The organism is Mycobacterium sp. UM_11, assembly GCF_001414075.1.
Taxonomy (GTDB): domain Bacteria; phylum Actinomycetota; class Actinomycetes; order Mycobacteriales; family Mycobacteriaceae; genus Mycobacterium.
Map to the genome: position 1 here is coordinate 11,476 of NZ_LATC01000035.1, position 18,590 is coordinate 30,065.

The window sequence follows — 18,590 nt, forward strand, 5'->3', positions numbered from 1 at the left end:
CCCATGGTCACTCGAGTGCTGGTCGCCAACCGGGGCGAGATCGCCCGACGGGTGTTCGCCACCTGCCGGCGGCTGGGCCTGGGCACCGTCGCGGTCTACACCGACCCGGATGCCGCCGCGCCGCACGTCGCCGAGGCCGACGCCCGGGTCCGGCTGCCGAAGACCAACGACTACCTCAACGCGGAGGCGATCATCGCCGCCGCCCGCGCCGCGGGCGCCGACGCCGTGCATCCGGGATACGGGTTCCTCTCGGAGAACGCCGAATTCGCCGCCGCCGTACAGGCCGCGGGCCTGACCTGGATCGGGCCGCCGGTGGACGCGGTGCGGGCGATGGGCTCCAAGATCGAGTCCAAGAAGCTGATGGCCGCCGCCGGAGTTCCGGTGCTCGACGAGCTCGACCCCGACGCGGTCACCGAGGCGCAGCTGCCGGTGCTGGTCAAGGCCTCCGCCGGCGGCGGCGGCCGCGGGATGCGGGTCGTCCGCGAATTGGGCTCTCTCGCAAGCGAAGTAGAGGCGGCCCGCCGGGAGGCGCAATCCGCGTTCGGCGACCCGACCGTGTTTTGCGAGCGCTACCTGCCCACCGGGCACCACATCGAGGTGCAGGTGATGGCCGACGCCCACGGCACCGTCTGGTCCGTCGGGGAACGCGAATGCTCCATTCAGCGCCGGCACCAGAAGATCATCGAGGAGGCCCCCTCCCCCTTGGTCGAGCGCACACCCGGCATGCGGGCCAAGCTGTTCGACGCGGCCCGACTGGCCGCCGAGGCCATCGGCTACACGGGCGCCGGGACGGTTGAATTCCTCGCCGACGATGACGGCGATTTCTTTTTCCTCGAAATGAACACCCGGCTGCAGGTCGAGCACCCGGTGACCGAGGAGACCACCGGGCTCGACCTCGTCGAACTGCAGATCACCGTCGCCGACGGCGGTCGGCTCGACACCGAACCCCCTGCCGCGCAGGGCCATTCGATCGAGGCCCGCCTCTACGCCGAGGATCCCGCCCAGGGCTGGCAACCGCAGGCGGGCCGCGTGCACACCGTCGACGTGCCCGGCGTCGGTGCGCGGTTCACCACGTTGGCGCGCCGAACCGGCATCCGGCTCGATTCGGGCATCGCCGCCGGATCCACGGTGTCCATCCACTACGACCCGATGCTTGCCAAGGTCATCTCCTATGCGCCGACGCGCCGCCAAGCGGCGCTGGTGCTGGCCGACGCGCTCGCCCGCACCCGCCTGCACGGCCTGCGCACCAACCGCGAGTTGCTGGTCAACGTCCTGCGCCACCCCGCCTTTCTCGACGGCGCCACGGACACCGCGTTTTTCGACACACACGGCTTGGAGAAGCTGTCCGCCCCCCTGGCCGACGCCGCCACCGTCCGGTTGTCCGCGATCGCGGCCGCGCTCTCCGACGCCGCGCACAACCGCGCGGCCGCGCCCGTCCTGGGCACGCTGCCCAGCGGCTGGCGAAACCTGCCGTCCGGCTACCAGGTGAAGACCTACCGCGATGCCGAAGGCGGTGAGCACCGCGTCGAATACCGCTTCACCAGAACCGGATTGCGGTTCTCCGACGACGAACAGGTCCAGCTCGTCTCGGCCACGCCCGACGAGGTGGTGCTGGCCGACGGCTCCGGGGTGGCGCGCGCCCTCACGGTCGCGCGCTACGGTGACGACGTCTACGTCGACTCGGCGCGCGGGCCCGTGCACCTGGTCGCGCTGCCGCGTTTCCCGGAACCGGGTTCGGCCGTCGAACAGGGGTCCCTGGTGGCGCCGATGCCCGGCAACGTGATTCGGATCGGTGCCGCGGCCGGCGACACCGTCGAGGCCGGCCAGGCGTTGATCTGGCTCGAGGCGATGAAGATGGAACACACCATCACCGCACCGGCCGACGGGGTGCTCGTCGAACTCAACGTCAAGACCGGTCAGCAAGTCGAGGTGGGCGCCGTCCTGGCAAGGGTGGAAGCGCCGCAAGCAGAAGGAGATCCAGCATGACCGACACCAGCTTCATCGAGAGCGAGGAGCGGCGGGCCCTGCGCAAGTCGGTGGCCGCCTGGGCCGCCAACTACGGCAGCGAGTACTACCTGAAGAAGGCCCGCGCGCAGCAGCACACCGACGAATTGTGGTCGGAGGCAGGCAAACTCGGTTTCCTCGGGGTGAACCTGCCCGAGGAGTACGGCGGCGGCGGCGCCGGCATGTACGAGCTGTCGCTGGTGATGGAGGAGATGGCGGCGGCGGGCAGCGCGCTGCTGCTGATGGTGGTATCGCCGGCGATCAACGGCACGATCATCAGCAAGTTCGGCACCGACGAGCAGAAGAAACGCTGGATTCCCGGCATCGCCGACGGCACCCTGACGATGGCCTTCGCCATCACCGAGCCCGACGCCGGGTCCAATTCGCACAAGATCACCACCACCGCCCGGCGCGACGGCGGCGACTGGATCCTCAAAGGACAGAAGGTGTACATCTCCGGCATCGACCAGGCGCAGGCCGTCCTGGTGGTGGGCCGCACCGAGGAGGCCAAGACCGGCAAGCTGCGTCCCGCGCTGTTTGTGGTGCCCACCGACGCCCCCGGATTCACTTACACGCCAATCGAAATGGAGCTGATCAGTCCCGAGCGGCAGTTCCAGGTGTTCCTCGACGACGTCCGGCTGCCGGCCGACGCTCTGGTGGGTTCGGAGGACGCCGCGATCGCGCAGCTCTTCGCGGGGCTGAATCCCGAACGGATCATGGGCGCCGCCAGCTCGGTCGGTATGGGTCGGTTCGCGCTCGAAAAGGCCGCCGACTATGTCAAGAGCCGCCAGGTGTGGGGCACGCCGATCGGGGCGCACCAGGGGCTGTCGCACCCGTTGGCGCAGTGCCACATCGAGGTGCAACTGGCCAAGCTGATGATGCAGAAGGCCGCCGCGCTGTATGACAGCGGTGACGACGCGGGCGCGGCGGAGGCGGCCAACATGGCGAAATATGCTGCGGCCGAAGCGGCCACCCGCTCGGTGGACCAGGCCGTGCAGTCGATGGGCGGCAACGGGCTGACCAAGGAGTACGGCGTTGCCGCCATGCTCGCCTCGGCGCGGCTGGGCCGCATCGCCCCCGTCAGCCGGGAGATGGTGCTGAACTTCGTGGCGCAGACATCGCTGGGTCTGCCCCGGTCGTACTGATGGAGACGCTGGTCGAATACGCCGGTCCCGCCGACAGCGGCGGACCGTTCGCGCGCCTGACGCTGAACTCGCCCCACAACCGCAACGCGCTGTCCACCGCGCTCGTCGAGCAGTTGCACCGGGGCCTGCGCGACGCCGCGGCGGACCCGGCCGTGCGCGCGGTGGTGTTGGGGCACACCGGCAACACGTTCTGCGCCGGGGCCGACCTCGGGGAGGCCAGCGGCGGCAGCCCATTCGACCTCGCTCTCGCCCGCGCCCGGGAATTGACGGCGGTGTTGCGGGCCATCGTGTCCTCGCCGCGGCCGGTGATCGCCGCGATCAATGGGCACGTCCGCGCCGGCGGGTTCGGGCTCGTCGGCGCGTGTGACATCGCCGTCGCCGGCCCGCGCAGCACCTTCGCCCTGACCGAGGCCCGCATCGGCGTCGCGCCGGCGATCATCTCGCTGACGCTGCTGCCGAAACTGGCGCCGCGCGCCGCGGCGCGCTACTACCTGACCGGCGAGACGTTTGACGCCGGCGCCGCGGCGGAGATCGGGCTGATCACGATCGCCGCCGAGGACGTCGACGCCGCGGTCGGTGGACTGCTCGCCGACGTGGGCCGCGGTTCGCCGCAGGGGTTGGCGGCCTCCAAGGCGCTGACGACGGCCGCGGTGCTGGAGGGGTTCGACCGCGACGCGGAACGGCTGGCCGAGGAATCGGCCCGCCTCTTCGTGTCCGACGAAGCCCGCGAAGGCATGCTGGCGTTCCTGCAGAAGCGCGCCCCTAGCTGGGCAAGTTAGCCAGGTGTCAAACAACCGCCCCCGCGTGGACGCGGCGGCGCGGGGCAACATTGCAGTTTGACCAATCCTCTTGCGGCAATAGCCGGACGTCGTAGGCTCGTGGGTGATGAGCAACTCTGCACAACCCGATGCGAACGACACGCGCGACGAATCGTCGCGCGCGGCCGACACCGATCGCATCCAGATCGCGCAGTTGCTGGCCTACGCGGCCGAGCAGGGCCGCCTGCAGCTCAAGGACTACGAAGACCGCTTGACCAAGGCCTATGCCGCGACAACGTACGCGGAACTGGACCAGCTGCGGGCCGACCTGCCGGGCGCACCGGTCAACCCGCGCCGGGGCGGCAAGCCCAACCCGGCGCCGTCCACACTGCTGCTGGCCCTGCTGAGCGGCTTCGAGCGGCGGGGTCGATGGAACGTGCCCAAGAAGCTCACCACCTTCACGCTATGGGGCAGCGGGGTGGTCGATCTGCGCTACGCCGACTTCACCTCGACCGAGGTCGACATCCACGCGATGTCCATCATGGGCGTGCAGAACATTTTGCTGCCGCCCGAAGTCAACGTCGAAATCCACGGCCGCGGGGTGATGGGCAACTTCGACCGCAGCGTCCTCGGCCAGGGCACGCCCGGCGCACCGACGGTGCGAATTCGCGGCTGGTCGCTTTGGGGCGGTGTCGGCATTCTCCGCAAGGCGCGCCGGCCGCGCGGGTAGCCGCGCGTCTCAGCTCGGCACGTAGTCGAACTTGTCGGGGTTGGGCCCGTTGCGTCCCGACTCGCCCTTGTCCAGGGCTGAAATCGCGTCCATGTCGGAATCGTCCAACTCGAAGTCGAAAAGCTCGAAGTTTCCTTTGACCCGCTCCGGGGTCACCGACTTCGGAAAGACGATGTCGCCCCGCTGAATGTGCCAGCGCAACACCACCTGCGCCGCCGACTTACCCCGGGCATCGGCGATGCGGTTGATCACCGGGTCATCGAGCACCTTGCCCTGCGCGATGGGCGCCCACGCCTCGGTGGCGATGCCGTGCTCGCGTCCGTACGCCCGGACCTCCTTATTACCGAAGTACGGATGAAGCTCGATCTGGTTGACCGACGGCACCGTGTCGGTTTCGCTGGCGAGCCGTTCCAGGTGCGCCACTTGGAAATTCGAGACACCGATGCTGCGGGCGCGCCCGTCCCGGGCGAACTCCTCGAAGACCTTCCAAGTCGAGACGAAGTCGCCGTCGTACAGCGTCGGCAGCGGCCAGTGGATGAGAAACAGGTCCACGTAATCGGATTCCAGCGCCTTCAGCGTGCGGTCGAACGCGCGGCGCGCGTCGTCGGGTTTGTGAAAACCGTTGTTGAGCTTGCTGGTGACGAAGACGTCGGCGCGATCCAGTCCGGCATCGCGAATGCCTTGTCCCACTTCGGCTTCGTTGCCGTACATCTCGGCGGTGTCGATGTGTCGGTAGCCGATCTCCAGCGCGGTCTTGACCGCCGCGGCTGTCTCGTCGGGCTTGATCTGGAACACCCCGAAGCCAAGCTGCGGGATGCTGACACCATTGTTGAGTTCGATCGTCGGAACCTTGCTCATGCGTCTCCTCCTTCTCGCTCCGTGTACCCGGTCGAGTGAGCACCTATCCCTGGGATCAGCGGCGGCGGGACCGGAGGTAGTCACCCACCACCGCCGCACCCAGGCCGTCGAGGTCGGGTACCACGACGCGACCCTCGACGCGCCGGGCGACCTGGTCGATGAAGCGGGCCAGGCCGGGGTCGCTGCCCAAGCGGAAGATGGTGATCTGCGCGCCGAGGCGGGCCATATCGTCGAACCCGCGCACGGTGTGCGCGATCGTCCGCGGATGCGGCGGGTAGTCGAAGAACACGGTAGTGCCTTCGCCCTCGAAGTCCTCCAGGTGAGCCGTGGGCTCGCCATCGGTCACCACCAGCACGACGGGCTGCGCGTTGGGATGCCGTCGCAGGTGACGACCCGCCAGCGCCAACGCGTGATGCAGGTTGGTGCCCTGCTCGTAGACGCCCTCCAGGCCGGTGAGCTCGGCGGCCGTCACCGTCCGCGCGTACCGTCCAAACGCGATGATCTGCAGGGCATCCGAACGAAATCGCGTGCACACCAGATGGTTGAGCGCCAGCGCCGTCTGCTTCATCGGCAGCCACCGATTCTCCATCACCATCGAGAACGACGTGTCGACCAGCAGCGCCACCGCGGCCTGGGTGCGCGTCTCCGTCTCGGACACCTCGACGTCGTCGACCGTGATGTTCAGCGATCCGGCGGCGCCGTCCAGCGTGGCGGTGCCCGCACGCCTCAGCACCGCGTTGGTCAGGGTGCGGGAGATGTTCCACGGCTCGGTGTCGCCGAACTGCCAGGGCCGGGTGGCACCGGTCAGTTCACCGGCCGCGCCCGCCCGCCGATGGTCCCGCTCACCGCGTCGGCCGGAAAGCTGTTGCGCCACATCGCGCAACGCCGTCTCGCCGAGCCGGCGCATGGCCTTGGGTGAAAGCCGCCACTGGCCGTCGGAACCGCGGTCCAGGAAGCCCTGATTGACCAGGGCGCGTTCCAATTCGGCGAGGGTGCGGGCGTCGACGGCGGCCTGGTCCCCGAGTTGGCGCGCCAGCGCGTCGAGATCGACGTCGTCCATGGTGGCGCCCGGGTAGCTCTGCGAAAGCTGCTCGGCCAGTTGCTCGAGCTCCGCGATGTCGGCCAGCGCCTGGGTGCCCTCACCCATGCCGAACGGATTGTCGCCGGAGAACTGCTCGGACCCCGTCCAGTCCTCCCCCGGCCGGGCGGCCTGCAGGTGCGCGTCGAGCCGGTTCAGCGCCTGCATCAGCGAGGGCGACCCGAATGCCTGCTGCGCCAAGGCATCCAGCTCGGCGCGCTGATCGGGGCTCAGGCTGTTGCGGAAGCGTTGCGCGGCGGCGGCGCGCTTGGCCAGCGAGTCCAGAAGCTCGTCGACATTGCGCGGGTTCTCCGGGAAGAACTCGCCGTGCTTGTCCATGAATTCGTCGAAGTCCTGCTGGGTGTCGTCACCGCGGGCGTGCTTGTCGAGCAGCTCGTTGAGGTCGTTCAGCATCTCGTTGACGCGCTGACGGTCCTCGTCGGTGGCGCCCTGCAGCGCCTCCTTCATGCCGGCGAAGCGCTGATCGAGCATCTCGCGTCCGAGCAGATCCTTGATCTGGTCGTACTTTTCGCGGGCCTCGTTGCTGCGCCAGTTGTAGTCGGAGAGCTCCTGGACGGCCTTGGCGGGTGAGGCGGGCAGCGCGTCGAGCTGCAGTTCGCCGAAGCGGGCGTCGTCGTCGAGTGCCCGCGCCAGTTCCTTGCGCTCGGCCAGCACGGCCTCGTCGAGCAGCTTCTTGATCTCCTGCAAGGTGCCGTCCAAGTTGTTGCGACGCAACAACTCCCGTCGCCGCCGGTTCGCCTCGGCCGCCAGCCGGTCGGCGCCGGGCATGTTCTTGGTGCCGCGGCGCAACAGCTCGGACAACGCGCGGCGCGGCGACGTGCCGGCCATGACGTCCTGGCCGATCTGCTCGAGGGCCTCGCGCAGGTCCACCGGCGGGGCCAGCGGGTCGGGCCCGCCGGTGTACGCCGAGTACCTGGAGGAGTGACCCCTCGAAACAGGGTTAGCCATAGACGGTTTGGCCCTCCCCGGACACCTTGTCGATCCGCTTGGCCAGATAGAGCGCCTCCAGCGCGAGCTCCAGCGCTGCGGCGCGCTCGCCCTCGGACTGGGCGTTGACCTTGGCCGCGATCTTGTCCACCACCGGCAGGGCCGGAACCGCGGCCAGCACGTCCTTGGCCGACACCCGCTCGCCCGTCGTGACCGCCGAGCCGCCCTCGACCGCGGACACCAACGATCCGACATCGATGCCGCCGAGCACCCGCGACGCGGTATCGGCCGTCGCGCGGCGCAGCAGGTGTTCGAGCACGGCCTGCTCGCGGCCCTCCTCGCCGGACTCGAATTCCAGCTTGCCGCGCAGCACGTCGATCACCGTGCCGAGGTCCACCACCCGGGCCACCGGGTCGGTCTCCCCCAGCACCGCGCCGCGATGCCGGGCGGCCGCCGCCACGGTCTCGGCCGCCGCGATCGCGAACCGCGCCGACACCCCGGAGCGTTGGTCGACGGAGTTGGACTCCCGCAGGTACCGGGCGAACCGGGCGATCACCTGCATCAGGTAGTCGGGCACCTGCGCGGACAGGTGCGCCTCCTGGACGATGACCCCGACCTCCGCCTCGAGCTCCAGCGGGTAGTGGGTGCGGATCTCCGCGCCGAACCGGTCCTTGAGCGGGGTGATGATGCGGCCGCGGTTGGTGTAGTCCTCGGGGTTGGCGCTGGCGACCACCAACACGTCCAGCGGCAGGCGCAGGGTGTACCCCCGGACCTGGATGTCGCGCTCCTCCATCACGTTGAGCATCGACACCTGAATGCGCTCGGCCAGGTCGGGCAGCTCGTTGACCGCGACGATGCCGCGGTGGGCGCGGGGGATCAACCCGTAGGCGATGGTTTCCGGGTCGCCGAGGCTGCGGCCCTCGGCCACCTTGATCGGGTCGACGTCGCCGACCAGGTCGGCGACGCTGGTGTCGGGGGTGGCCAGCTTCTCGGTGTACCGCTCGCTGCGGTGCCGCCACTCAACCGGCAGGTCGTCGCCCAGCGTCGCGGCCTTGCGGATGGATTCCGGTGTGATCGGCGAATAGGGATGCTCGCCCAGTTCGGCCCCGGCGATCACCGGCGTCCACTCGTCGAGCAGGCCGACGAGGGCCCGCAGCAGCCTCGTCTTGCCCTGGCCGCGCTCGCCGAGCAGGACGAAGTCGTGACCCGCGATGAGCGCCCGCTCCAGCTGGGGCAGCACGGTGTCGTCGAAACCCAGGATCCCCGGCCAGACCTCGTCACCCTCGGCCAACGCCGTCAGCAGGTTTTCCCGGATTTCCTGTTTGACTCCCCGCTCGCGGTGACCGGCGGCACGCAGTTCGCCGACGGTGCGGGGCAGATTGCTGGGTGATGGCACCACTCCACGCTACGCGTTGCCCAACCGGCTCACGCGCTGAGCGTTCAGTGGGCGAAGTGGCGGGCCCCGGTGAGATACAACGTGACGCCGGCGTTGGCTGCCGCCGCCGTCACCTCCTCGTCGCGCACCGACCCGCCCGGGTGCACGATCGCCTTCACCCCGGCGGCGGTCAGCGTCTCGAGGCCGTCGGGGAACGGGAAGAACGCGTCCGAGGCCGCGACCGCGCCGCGCACCCGGTCGCCGCCGCGTTCGACCGCCAGCCGCGCGGCGTCGACCCGGTTCACCTGGCCCATGCCGACGCCGATGGTCGCGCCGCCGCCGGCGATCACGATGGCGTTCGACTTGACCGCGCGGCACGCGCGCCACGCGAAGACCAGGTCGGTCAGCGTGGCCGGATCGGCCGGTGAGCCGGTCGCCAGCGTCCAGTTCGCCGGGTTGTCGCCGTGCGCGTCGAGCTCGTCGCGTTGCTGCACCAGCAGCCCGCCGCTGATGGGCCGCAGCTCGGTGCCGCCGGTCAGCGGCTCGGAGGCCACCAGCACCCGGACGTTCTTCTTGCGCGTCAGGGCCTCCAGCGCCCCGGGCGCGTAGGCGGGGGCGATGATCACCTCGGTGAAGATGGTGCTCACGTACTCGGCCATCTCAAGGCTGACCTCGGTGTTGGCCGCGATGACGCCGCCGAAGGCGCTCAGCGGGTCGCATTCGTGGGCCTTGCGGTGCGCGTCGGCCACCGATTCCGACGAAATGGCGATCCCGCAGGGGTTGGCGTGCTTGATGATGGCGACGCAGGTCTGCTCGTGGTCGAAGGCGGCCCGCCAGGCCGCGTCCGCGTCGGTGAAGTTGTTGTAGGACATCTCTTTTCCGTGCAGCTGCTCGGCCTGCGCCAGGCCCGGCCAGGCGCCGGGGTCGCTGTAGAGCGCCGCCTGCTGGTGCGGGTTCTCCCCGTAGCGCAGCATTGTCGAGCGACTCCAGCTGCGCCCCAACCACTTTGGGAACGCCGTCGGGGGATGCTCGGGCGCCAGCGTCGACTCCATCCACCCGGCCACCGCGATGTCGTATTCCGCGGTGTGCGCAAACGCCAGCGCGGCCAGCTTTTTGCGCTCGGCGAGGGTGAAGCCGCCGTGGCGCACCGCCGCCAGCACGCCGTCATAGCCGCGCGGGTCGGTGATCACCGCCACGCTGGGATGGTTCTTCGCGGCCGCGCGGACCATCGACGGGCCGCCGATGTCGATCTGCTCGACGCACTCGTCGATGCTGGCGCCCGAGTCGACGGTCTCGCTGAACGGATACAGGTTGACGACGACCAGTTCGAACGCCGCGATCCCGAGTTCCTCGAGCGCCGCGGCGTGTTCGGGTTTGCGCAGATCCGCGAGCAGGCCGGCGTGCACCCGCGGGTGCAGCGTCTTGACCCGGCCGTCGAGCACCTCGGGGAAGCCGGTCAGCTCCTCCACCCTGGTGACCGGAATCGCTTTCTCGGCAATGGTCTTCGCCGTCGACCCGGTCGAGACGATCTCCACGCCCGCGTCCGCCAGTCCCCGGGCGAGTTCGACGAGCCCGGTCTTGTCGTAGACGCTGATCAACGCGCGGCGGATCGGCCTTTTCGCCGTCTCCGGCCAGTCGTCGGTGCTCATCGATTGGTCGCCTTTCGTCCGATCGTCGCTGTTCTCCCGACCAGGGTCAGGCCGCCGGTCGCGATCTCGGCCACCACGTCCACCAAGAGCTTCCGTTCGGTGACCTTGATGCGTTCGTGCAGGGTCTCCTCGCTGTCACCGTCGAGCACCGGCACGGATTGCTGCGCCAGGATCGGCCCGGTGTCGGTCCCGGCATCCACCAGGTGCACCGTACAGCCTGTGACCTTGACGCCGTAGGCCAACGCGTCGGCCACGCCGTGTGCGCCCGGGAAGGCCGGCAACAGCGCGGGGTGGGTGTTGATGATCCGGCCGTAGAACCGGGAAAGAAATTGCGGCCCAAGTATTTTCATGAATCCCGCGGACACCACCAAATCCGGGGAGTGCGCGGCGGTGGCTTCGGTGATGGCCGCGTCCCAGGCGCTCCGGTCCCGATGATCGCCGAGCCGGGCCGTGAAGGTGGGCAGCGCCGCCCCCGCGGCGATCTCGGTGGCCAGGCAATCGCGGTCGGCGCCGACCGCGACCACGCGGGCCGGGTAGTCGCCGACGGCGGCCTCGAGTAGGGAGCTCAACAGCGAGCCGGTGCCCGATGCCAGCACCACCACCCGTGCCGGCGCACTCGGGGGCACCTGAAGCTGTTCGGCCACAGGGACAGAGCCTAGTGGGAGCTACTCGCCGGTCTCGCGGTCGGGCGCGGTCGGCTTCGCCTCGTCGGGGGGCGGCCCGTCGTCGTCGCCCACCGGGGCGTCGTCGTGGCTGACCGGCGCGTCGTGCTCGGCGACATCGTCCGGGTCGGGAACACCGGTCGGCGCCTCGTCGTCCGGCCCTTCGAACGCCTCCGCGAAGTCCGCCGGTTCCTGCGGCGGCGCGGGCTTGGGCCGCCGCGGCCGCGCCCGGATGCCCCCGCTCATCACCACCGTGATCCCGCCGACGACCGCGAACCAGAAGAACACCCCGCCCAGCAGGGTCCCCTGGTCGACGCCGACGTCGCCGAAGTTTCCCAGCCGGCCGCTGCCGCCGTAGGCGAGCAGGGACATCGCCAGCGCCCCGATCACCGACGCGACCAGAAGCTTGGCCATCGCGGGGATCAGCGGCAGCGCCCGCCGGGCGCACTGCTGCCCGACGGCCACCCCGGCCGAGGCGCCGATGATCAGCAGCGCCACCCATACCGGCCCGAGCGGCGGCCGGGGGGTCGCGGCCAGGATCGGCAGCGCCGGAATGTCGCCACCGAAGACGGTGAACGAACTGAACGTCGCGAAGCCCACATGAGCGCTGGACCCGACCGCCATCGCCGCGGTGCCCACAATGACGTTGGGCGCGTACAAGATCGACAGCACCGTGAGGCTGAACTGCCCGAAGATCGAATCGGTGATGCCGTAAAGGTCTTGCATCGTTGCCCAATGCACCACCAGCGAGCCCGCGGTCACCAGGCCGGAAAGTCCGAGCAGCGCGAGCACCCCGGCCGACGCGGCGCGCAGCGCATCGCCCAGCCAAAGCGGCAGCGACGCCGCCGCCAACGCCCGCCGCCCCACCCGCGACCACAGGCCGATCGCGGCGCCGAGGGCGTGCACGACGAGCACGCTGGCGAATGCGCGCAGGGCGCTGGGCGTCTGCAGCTCGGTGATCACCGACGACGCGTCGTGAATGACCGCCAGAGCGATGGCCGCGATCAGCAGCGGCCCGCCCAGCGCCGACGCGACGACCCAGCGGATCACCAGCCAGGAGGAATACGGGGAGGTGGCCCGGGCGGTGCTGCGCGCGGTCGCCCAGATCATCAGCAGCACCGGCAGCAACGGCATGACGCCCAGCTCGCGGCCGCCGATCGAGATCGGCACCTGGTGCACGCCGAGCCACATGCTGGCGATCGCGCCCAGCGCACCGGTCATGTCGCTGTTGGCGATCAACAGCTGCAATAGCGTGACGGCGGCGATGATGACCAGGGCCACCACCGCCGGGCCGAACGCGACCCGGACGAGGTCACGCGCCTGGCGAGCGCCCGCCGGCCGGTTGTCCGCGCCTTCCGACACCCTCTTCACTCTTTGGCGTACGTCCCGACTAGCCGCGAGGGCGCACGGTTAGGAGGGCGCTGGACCAGACGGCGACGAGGGCGGCTGCTGCTCCTGGCCGTAGGGCTGCTGGCCGCCGCCCTGTCCGGAGTAATTGGGCGCCGAACCCTCGGAACCGGCCGCGGGCGGCGGGCTGAAGCTGGGGAAGCCGGTGGGCGGCGTGTTGGGTCCTTGCTGCGCGGCCGGCTGGGGGCCCGACTGCGGCTGGGCGCCGAAGCCGCCGGTCTGCACCGCGGTCTGGGTCGGGGCCTGGCTGGGCTGGTAGCCGCCGTACTGCGATCCGTAGCCGGGGTGCTGGGGCGACTGCTGCTGACCGTAATAGGGCTGCTGGCCGTACTGGCCGTACTGCCCGTACTGGCCGTATTGGGCGTAGGGGTCGTATTTCGGCCGGGGTGCCGGCGCGGTGATGACGCCGGCCTCCAGCAGGACGGCGACGACGGCGGCGATCGCCTGCAGCACGCTGCACGCCACCAGCGGCCACATCGCCCAGCCGATCGAGACGCCGGTGGGCAGGTTGATCGTCTCGGTGATGGCGAGCAACGCACCCAAAACCGCGATGACCGCGACGATTCCGGTGTAGCTCTTGGCCTTGGGCACCAGGCTCAGCCCCGCGAGCAGCGCGGCCAGGAGCGCGACGATGACGGCGGTGCCCGCGTCGCCGGCGCGTCCGCCGACGCCCGGGCCCAGGTCGGCGCCGATGGTGAACGTCGGCCCGAAGTTCAGCAGATACACCGCCAGGCCCAGCACTACCACCGCGATGGTCAGGTAGAGCGGGAGCTTCGACGTGCCGTCGTCGTCCTTGGTGAACGACGGCGTGCCGCCGGTGTAGGAGCCGCCGGGCTGCGCGGGCGGGTATCCGGGGCTACCGGGCGAGTAGGTCATTGGCTCCTCCTGTTGCTGTGCCTTTGAAGTGCCGGTGCGGCCACCGCGGTTGCATCGCGGCGCTGTGCTTGCGGGCGCGCCGTTCCGTAACCGCCGTGCCCGGCGGGTGCGTCGCGACGCGATCGATCAACCACGCTAGCGCACTTCCGAACGCCCGCGCCGTGACCACCGGCTTGGGCACCGATCCGTGCCGTGAGGGCGGCCGCTTGCTCCGCGGAGGTAGAACACGTTCTAATTCTCTGCATGGATTACGGGCTTGTGCTTTTTACCAGCGACCGTGGCATCTCCCCGGCGGCGGCCGCGAAGCTTGCCGACGAACACGGCTTCACCACCTTCTACGTGCCGGAACACACCCACATCCCGGTCAAGCGGGAGGCGGCCCATCCGACGACGGGTGACGAATCGCTGCCCGACGACCGCTACATGCGGACACTAGACCCATGGGTAAGCCTGGGCGCGGCCTGCGCCGTGACGTCGCGGGTGCGACTGTCCACCGCGGTGGCGCTGCCCGTCGAACATGACCCGATCACGTTGGCGAAAAGCATTGCCACACTCGATCATTTGTCCGGCGGGCGGGTGAGCCTCGGCGTCGGATTCGGATGGAACACCGATGAGCTCGCCGACCACGGCGTGCCGCCCGCCCGGCGCCGCACGATGTTGCGCGAATACATCGAGGCGATGCGCGAGCTGTGGACCAAGGAGGAGGCCGCCTACGACGGCGAGTTCGTGAAGTTCGGGCCGAGCTGGGCGTGGCCCAAGCCCGTGCAACCCCACATTCCCGTGCTGGTCGGCGCGGCCGGCACGGAGAAGAACTTCAAATGGATCGCCCGCAGCGCCGACGGCTGGATCACCACCCCGCGCGACTTCGACATCGACGAGCCGGTGAAGTTGCTGCAGGACACCTGGGCGGCGGCCGGCCGCGACGGCGCCCCGCAGATCGTGGCGCTGGACTTCAAGCCGGTGCCCGAGAAGCTCGCCAAGTGGGCCGAGCTCGGGGTGACCGAGGTGCTGTTCGGCCTACCGGACCGCTCGGAGGACGAGGTCGCCGCCTACGTCGAGCGGCTGGCCGGCAAGCTGGCCGCCCTGGTCTGACGCCGGGTCGGATCCGCGAGACATAAACCACGGCCGGGCCTAACCCAGCGAAGCCCGGTTGCCGTTGTCGGTTGACCACACGAAGATCTCCGCGCCGAGGGGGTCGCCGTCGCACATCAACGCCACGAGATCGTCGTCGTCGGTGGTGGCCATGAATCGCGTGTTGTCCGCGGCGAGCCTGCCGACGATGATGCCGGTGCGGACCGGCCAGTCGTAGCGCACGGAGTACGTCTCGATGGTTGCCGCACCCTCGGCCTTCTTCGTGACGGCGACCTTCGGGAGTGCGGCGATCTGCGTTCTCAGCTCCGCGCAGTTGTCGCTGCGCCAGTCCACCGGCGTGGTCGAGTAAATACCGACCGAGTACTTGCTCATGATGCCGCCATTGGCGCCGACGAACCCGAATTGCCCTGGCCTGTCCCGCATCTGGGCGACCGTCTCAGCGATACCATGCAGCGAATAGCTGTTGCCGGGGCCGCCGAAATACGGCAATCCGCCGGTCAGGGTCAGGCCGCGCGGGTCGTCGCCGGCGATGCCCAGGGCTTCGCAGATGACGAACACCGGAAACGGAAAGCAGCTGTACAGATCGAAGGTGGCGACGTCGTCGACGCCGATTCCGGCCACCCGCAGCGCTTCGCGCGCCGCATGGACGGCGGCCGGGCTGGCGCCCAGGTCGGCGCGATCGAGCATCGCCTGCTCGACCATGTCCGAGTGGCCGTGCAGATAGACCCAGTTGTCCTCGGCCACCCCGAGGCTCCTCGCCGCCTGGACCGACATCAACACCGCCGCGGCGCCCTGATTGACCTGATCGCGGGCGACGAGCAGACGCGGGTACGGGTCACTGATCATCCTGTTGTCGTCGGTGATCGTGATGATCTCCTCGATCGACCGCTCGACCGGTGATGACGAAAACGGGTTCTTGGCAGCCACTTTCGACATCGGGGCGAACAGTTCGGCCATTTCGCGCCGGTAGTCGGCCACGCTGCGCCCAAGGCGGGCGCGGCGGGCATTCTCCAGAAGCCCGTACTGCACGGGGGCGCCGGTCAGGCCGTGCTGGATCGTGTACTCGTCGATGTAGCTGGAGATCTGGTGACCCCGGTCCTCCAGCTGACCCTCGACGTGCTCGGTGAAGTCGGGCTTGTCATCACGGTTGGCGAAGTAACGAGCCGTCGACCCCGGCTCCGAGCCCATGATCAGCACGACTTCGGCGTCGCCGGCCACGATGGCATTGCCCGCCTCGGTGACAAGCTTCTGCGGACCCTGCCCCCCAACCGGTTCGAGCACCACGCGGGCCGGGTCGCCGCCCAGCCGGTTCATCACCGAACGCGGGTAGTTGTTGGACCTGCCCAGCGTCGCCGGCATCGGTCCGGAGATCTCGAATTGCCGCAGCCCGAAGACGGTGTCGACGGCCTTGGCGACGCCTTTGGCGCCGGTATCCGCAAGAGCCGCTCGCGCGGCCGCGGTCGCGAGGTCGACCGCCGACATGCCCCGATAGTCGGGATCGTCGATGCGCTCGGTGAACTGGCCGACCCCGACGAGCACCGGAGTACGCGGATCCACCGGCATGACGAACCTCCTGGCAACTGTTAGTTCGACAGGCTAACGGATGGCTGAGGCCGAAACGAAACCGTGGCCAGTTCGCGGATTCGCGATCTGACCACGGTCCCAATGGGCAACTACAGACTCTGCAGGATCTCCCGGGCCAGCGCCGCGGTCTCCGACGGGGTCTTACCGACCTTGACGCCGGCCGCCTCCAGGGCCTCCTTCTTGGCGGCCGCGGTGCCCGACGAGCCGGACACGATGGCGCCGGCGTGGCCCATCGTCTTGCCCTCCGGCGCGGTGAATCCCGCGACATAGCCGACGACCGGCTTGGAGACGTTGGCCTTGATGTAGTCGGCGGCCCGCTCCTCGGCGTCCCCGCCGATCTCGCCGATCATCACGATGACCTTGGTGTCGGGGTCCTTCTCGAAGGCCTCGATGGCGTCGATGTGCGTCGTCCCGATCACCGGGTCACCGCCGATACCGATCGACGTGGTGAACCCGAAATCGCGCAGCTCGTACATCATTTGGTAGGTCAGGGTGCCCGACTTGGACACCAGCCCGACCGGTCCCGGACCGGTGATGTTGGCCGGGGTGATACCCGCCAGCGCCTCGCCCGGCGTGATGATGCCGGGACAGTTCGGCCCGATGATGCGGGTCTTCTGGCCCTTATCGACGTTGTAGGCCCACGCAAAAGCGGTGTCCTGCACCGGGATTCCCTCGGTGATGACGACCAGCAGCGGGATCTCGGCGTCGATCGCCTCGATGATCGCGTCCTTGGCGAATTTCGGCGGCACGAAGACCACGGAAACGTTGGCGCCGGTCTCCTTCATCGCCTCCGCGACGGTGGCGAACACCGGCAGTTCGACGTCCTTGCCGACTGGGTCGACGTGCGAGACCGTGGTGCCCGCCTTGCGGGCGTTCACGCCACCGACCACCTGGGTGCCGGCCTTCAGCATCAGCGCGGTGTGCTTGGTGCCCTCGCCGCCGGTGATGCCCTGGACGATGACCTTGGAATCCTTGTTCAGGAAGATCGACATGTGTTGGCTCCCTTACTTGTTCGCCAGCTCGGCGGCTTTGTCGGCTCCGGCGTCCATCGTGTCGGCCTGGATCACCAGCGGGTGGTTGGCCGCGGCCAGGATGCGCCGGCCTTCGTCGACGTTGTTGCCATCCAGCCGCACCACGAGCGGCTTGTTGGCCTCGTCGCCCAGCATGTTGAGGGCGGTCACGATGCCGTTGGCGACGGCGTCGCACGAGGTGATGCCGCCGAACACGTTCACGAACACGCTCTTGACCTGCTTGTCGTTCAGGATGACGTCCAGCCCCGCCGCCATCACCTCGGCCGACGCACCGCCACCGATGTCGAGGAAGTTGGCCGGCTTCACTCCGCCGTGCTTCTCGCCCGCGTAGGCGACGACGTCGAGGGTCGACATGACCAGGCCCGCGCCGTTGCCGATGATGCCGACGGCGCCGTCCAGCTTCACGTAGTTGAGGTCGTGCTCCTTGGCCTTGAGCTCGAGCGGGTCGGTTGCGTCGCGGTCCTCGAACTCGGCGTGGCCGGGCTGGCGGAAGTCGGCGTTGGCGTCCAGGGTGACCTTGCCGTCCAACGCCAGGATCCGGTCGTCGGGGGTGCGCACCAGCGGGTTGACCTCGACCAGCGTGGCGTCCTCGGCGACGAAGAGCTCCCACAGCTTGTTGATGGTCACCGCGGCCGCGTCGAGCACCTCGGCCGGCAGGTGACCCTTCTCGGCGATGGAACGCGCGGTCGCCAGGTCGACCCCCTGGACGGCGTCCACCGGGACCTTGGCCAGCCGCTCGGGCTTGGTGGCGGCGACCTCCTCGATTTCCATGCCGCCCTCGACCGAACACATCGCGAGGTAGGTGCGGTTGGCGCGGTCGAGCAGGAAGGAGATGTAGTACTCCTCGGCGATGTCGCTGGCCTCGGCGACCAACAGCTTCTTGACGACGTGACCCTTGATGTCGAGACCGAGGATGTTCTTGGCGTGCTCGTAGGCGTCGTCCGGGGTCGCCGCGTATTTGACGCCGCCCGCCTTGCCGCGCCCACCGACCTTGACCTGCGCCTTGACCATTACCGGCGCGCCGACCTCGGTGGCGATTTCCTTCGCGCCCTCGGCGGTGTCGGTCACCCGCCCCGGCGTGGTCGGTACGTTGTGCTTGACGAACAATTCTTTGGCTTGATACTCGAAAAGGTCCATGGGCTCTCTGTCTTCGCTCGACTCAACTGCTAGGCCTCTTGATGGGCGGTGCCGCGTTCGGCAACTCGCACGGACGAACTGTATCCACTGGCCAACCGGCTCTTACGGGCGCGTCCGGCGATGTGGCACAGCTCACGGCGTAGCGGCGTACCCGGTTCGTGACCCAAATCACAATTTCGACCGGATTGCGCGACGAGGTTGCCAGTTCCGCGAGTCAGCGGATACCGTCCTAGGGTCCAGATAACGTTATGGTCAC

15 protein-coding genes are annotated in these 18,590 nt (G+C 69.1%); 5 read left to right on the forward strand and 10 right to left on the reverse strand.

Features of this window, described 5'->3' with window-relative positions; genetic code table 11:
• Positions 1-3: 3 nt before the first annotated feature.
• From WU80_RS11365 to WU80_RS11380, 4 genes are all read left to right on the forward strand, one after another.
• Entirely contained in the window at positions 4-1,986 is a 1,983-nt protein-coding gene (locus WU80_RS11365; RefSeq protein WP_055402738.1) for a biotin carboxylase N-terminal domain-containing protein, read from the forward strand.
• Positions 1,983-3,149, forward strand: coding sequence for an acyl-CoA dehydrogenase family protein (locus tag WU80_RS11370; RefSeq protein ID WP_055402736.1), 1,167 nt, complete (start codon positions 1,983-1,985; stop codon positions 3,147-3,149). The genes WU80_RS11365 and WU80_RS11370 overlap by 4 nt, the downstream gene beginning before the upstream one ends.
• The gene (locus tag WU80_RS11375) at positions 3,149-3,928 is read left to right on the forward strand and encodes an enoyl-CoA hydratase family protein (RefSeq protein WP_055402734.1); all 780 of its coding nucleotides are present in this window, start codon (positions 3,149-3,151) and stop codon (positions 3,926-3,928) included. Before WU80_RS11370 ends, WU80_RS11375 begins: the two co-directional genes overlap by 1 nt.
• A gap of 106 nt (positions 3,929-4,034) precedes the next feature.
• Complete coding sequence (locus tag WU80_RS11380; protein WP_055402732.1) at positions 4,035-4,637, forward strand: DUF1707 domain-containing protein; 603 nt, start codon at positions 4,035-4,037, stop codon at positions 4,635-4,637.
• 9 nt (positions 4,638-4,646) lie between these two features.
• On the opposite strand, the gene WU80_RS11385 is transcribed toward WU80_RS11380, so the two are convergent.
• From WU80_RS11385 to WU80_RS11415, 7 genes are read right to left on the reverse strand one after another with little or no spacing between them, the layout of a single operon-like run.
• Positions 4,647-5,495, reverse strand: a complete 849-nt coding sequence (locus WU80_RS11385) for an aldo/keto reductase (protein WP_055402730.1) — start codon at positions 5,493-5,495, stop codon at positions 4,647-4,649.
• Positions 5,496-5,550: 55 nt separating this feature from the next.
• Positions 5,551-7,542 (reverse strand): VWA domain-containing protein, encoded by a 1,992-nt coding sequence (locus tag WU80_RS11390; RefSeq protein ID WP_055402729.1) that lies wholly within the window; start codon positions 7,540-7,542, stop codon positions 5,551-5,553.
• Complete coding sequence (locus WU80_RS11395; RefSeq protein ID WP_055402727.1) at positions 7,535-8,920, reverse strand: ATP-binding protein; 1,386 nt, start codon at positions 8,918-8,920, stop codon at positions 7,535-7,537. The genes WU80_RS11390 and WU80_RS11395 overlap by 8 nt, the downstream gene beginning before the upstream one ends.
• 41 nt (positions 8,921-8,961) lie before the next feature.
• Positions 8,962-10,545, reverse strand: a complete 1,584-nt coding sequence (gene purH / locus WU80_RS11400) for a bifunctional phosphoribosylaminoimidazolecarboxamide formyltransferase/IMP cyclohydrolase (RefSeq protein ID WP_055402725.1) — start codon at positions 10,543-10,545, stop codon at positions 8,962-8,964.
• Entirely contained in the window at positions 10,542-11,189 is a 648-nt protein-coding gene (gene purN / locus WU80_RS11405; RefSeq protein ID WP_055402724.1) for a phosphoribosylglycinamide formyltransferase, read from the reverse strand. The genes purH and purN overlap by 4 nt, the downstream gene beginning before the upstream one ends.
• Before the next feature lie 21 nt (positions 11,190-11,210).
• Positions 11,211-12,578 (reverse strand): DUF6350 family protein, encoded by a 1,368-nt coding sequence (locus WU80_RS11410; RefSeq protein ID WP_082459828.1) that lies wholly within the window; start codon positions 12,576-12,578, stop codon positions 11,211-11,213.
• A gap of 39 nt (positions 12,579-12,617) precedes the next feature.
• Positions 12,618-13,490, reverse strand: coding sequence for a DUF5336 domain-containing protein (locus tag WU80_RS11415; RefSeq protein WP_055402720.1), 873 nt, complete (start codon positions 13,488-13,490; stop codon positions 12,618-12,620).
• A gap of 243 nt (positions 13,491-13,733) precedes the next feature.
• On the opposite strand from WU80_RS11415, the gene WU80_RS11420 reads away from it, so the two are divergent.
• Positions 13,734-14,582 carry an LLM class F420-dependent oxidoreductase gene (locus WU80_RS11420; RefSeq protein WP_055402718.1) on the forward strand — a complete coding sequence of 283 codons (849 nt, stop codon included), beginning with the start codon at positions 13,734-13,736 and terminating at the stop codon, positions 14,580-14,582.
• A 39-nt stretch (positions 14,583-14,621) separates the two neighbouring features.
• Here the strand turns inward: WU80_RS11420 and WU80_RS11425 are convergent, their stop codons facing one another.
• From WU80_RS11425 to sucC, 3 genes are all read right to left on the reverse strand, one after another.
• Positions 14,622-16,145, reverse strand: a complete 1,524-nt coding sequence (locus tag WU80_RS11425; RefSeq protein ID WP_055402716.1) for an acetyl-CoA acetyltransferase — start codon at positions 16,143-16,145, stop codon at positions 14,622-14,624.
• Positions 16,146-16,255: 110 nt separating this feature from the next.
• Positions 16,256-17,158 (reverse strand): succinate--CoA ligase subunit alpha, encoded by a 903-nt coding sequence (sucD, locus tag WU80_RS11430; protein WP_055402714.1) that lies wholly within the window; start codon positions 17,156-17,158, stop codon positions 16,256-16,258.
• 12 nt (positions 17,159-17,170) lie between these two features.
• On the reverse strand, positions 17,171-18,334 hold the full coding sequence (gene sucC / locus WU80_RS11435) for an ADP-forming succinate--CoA ligase subunit beta (RefSeq protein WP_055402711.1): 1,164 nt from the start codon (positions 18,332-18,334) through the stop codon (positions 17,171-17,173).
• Between the last annotated feature and the right edge of the window lie 256 nt (positions 18,335-18,590).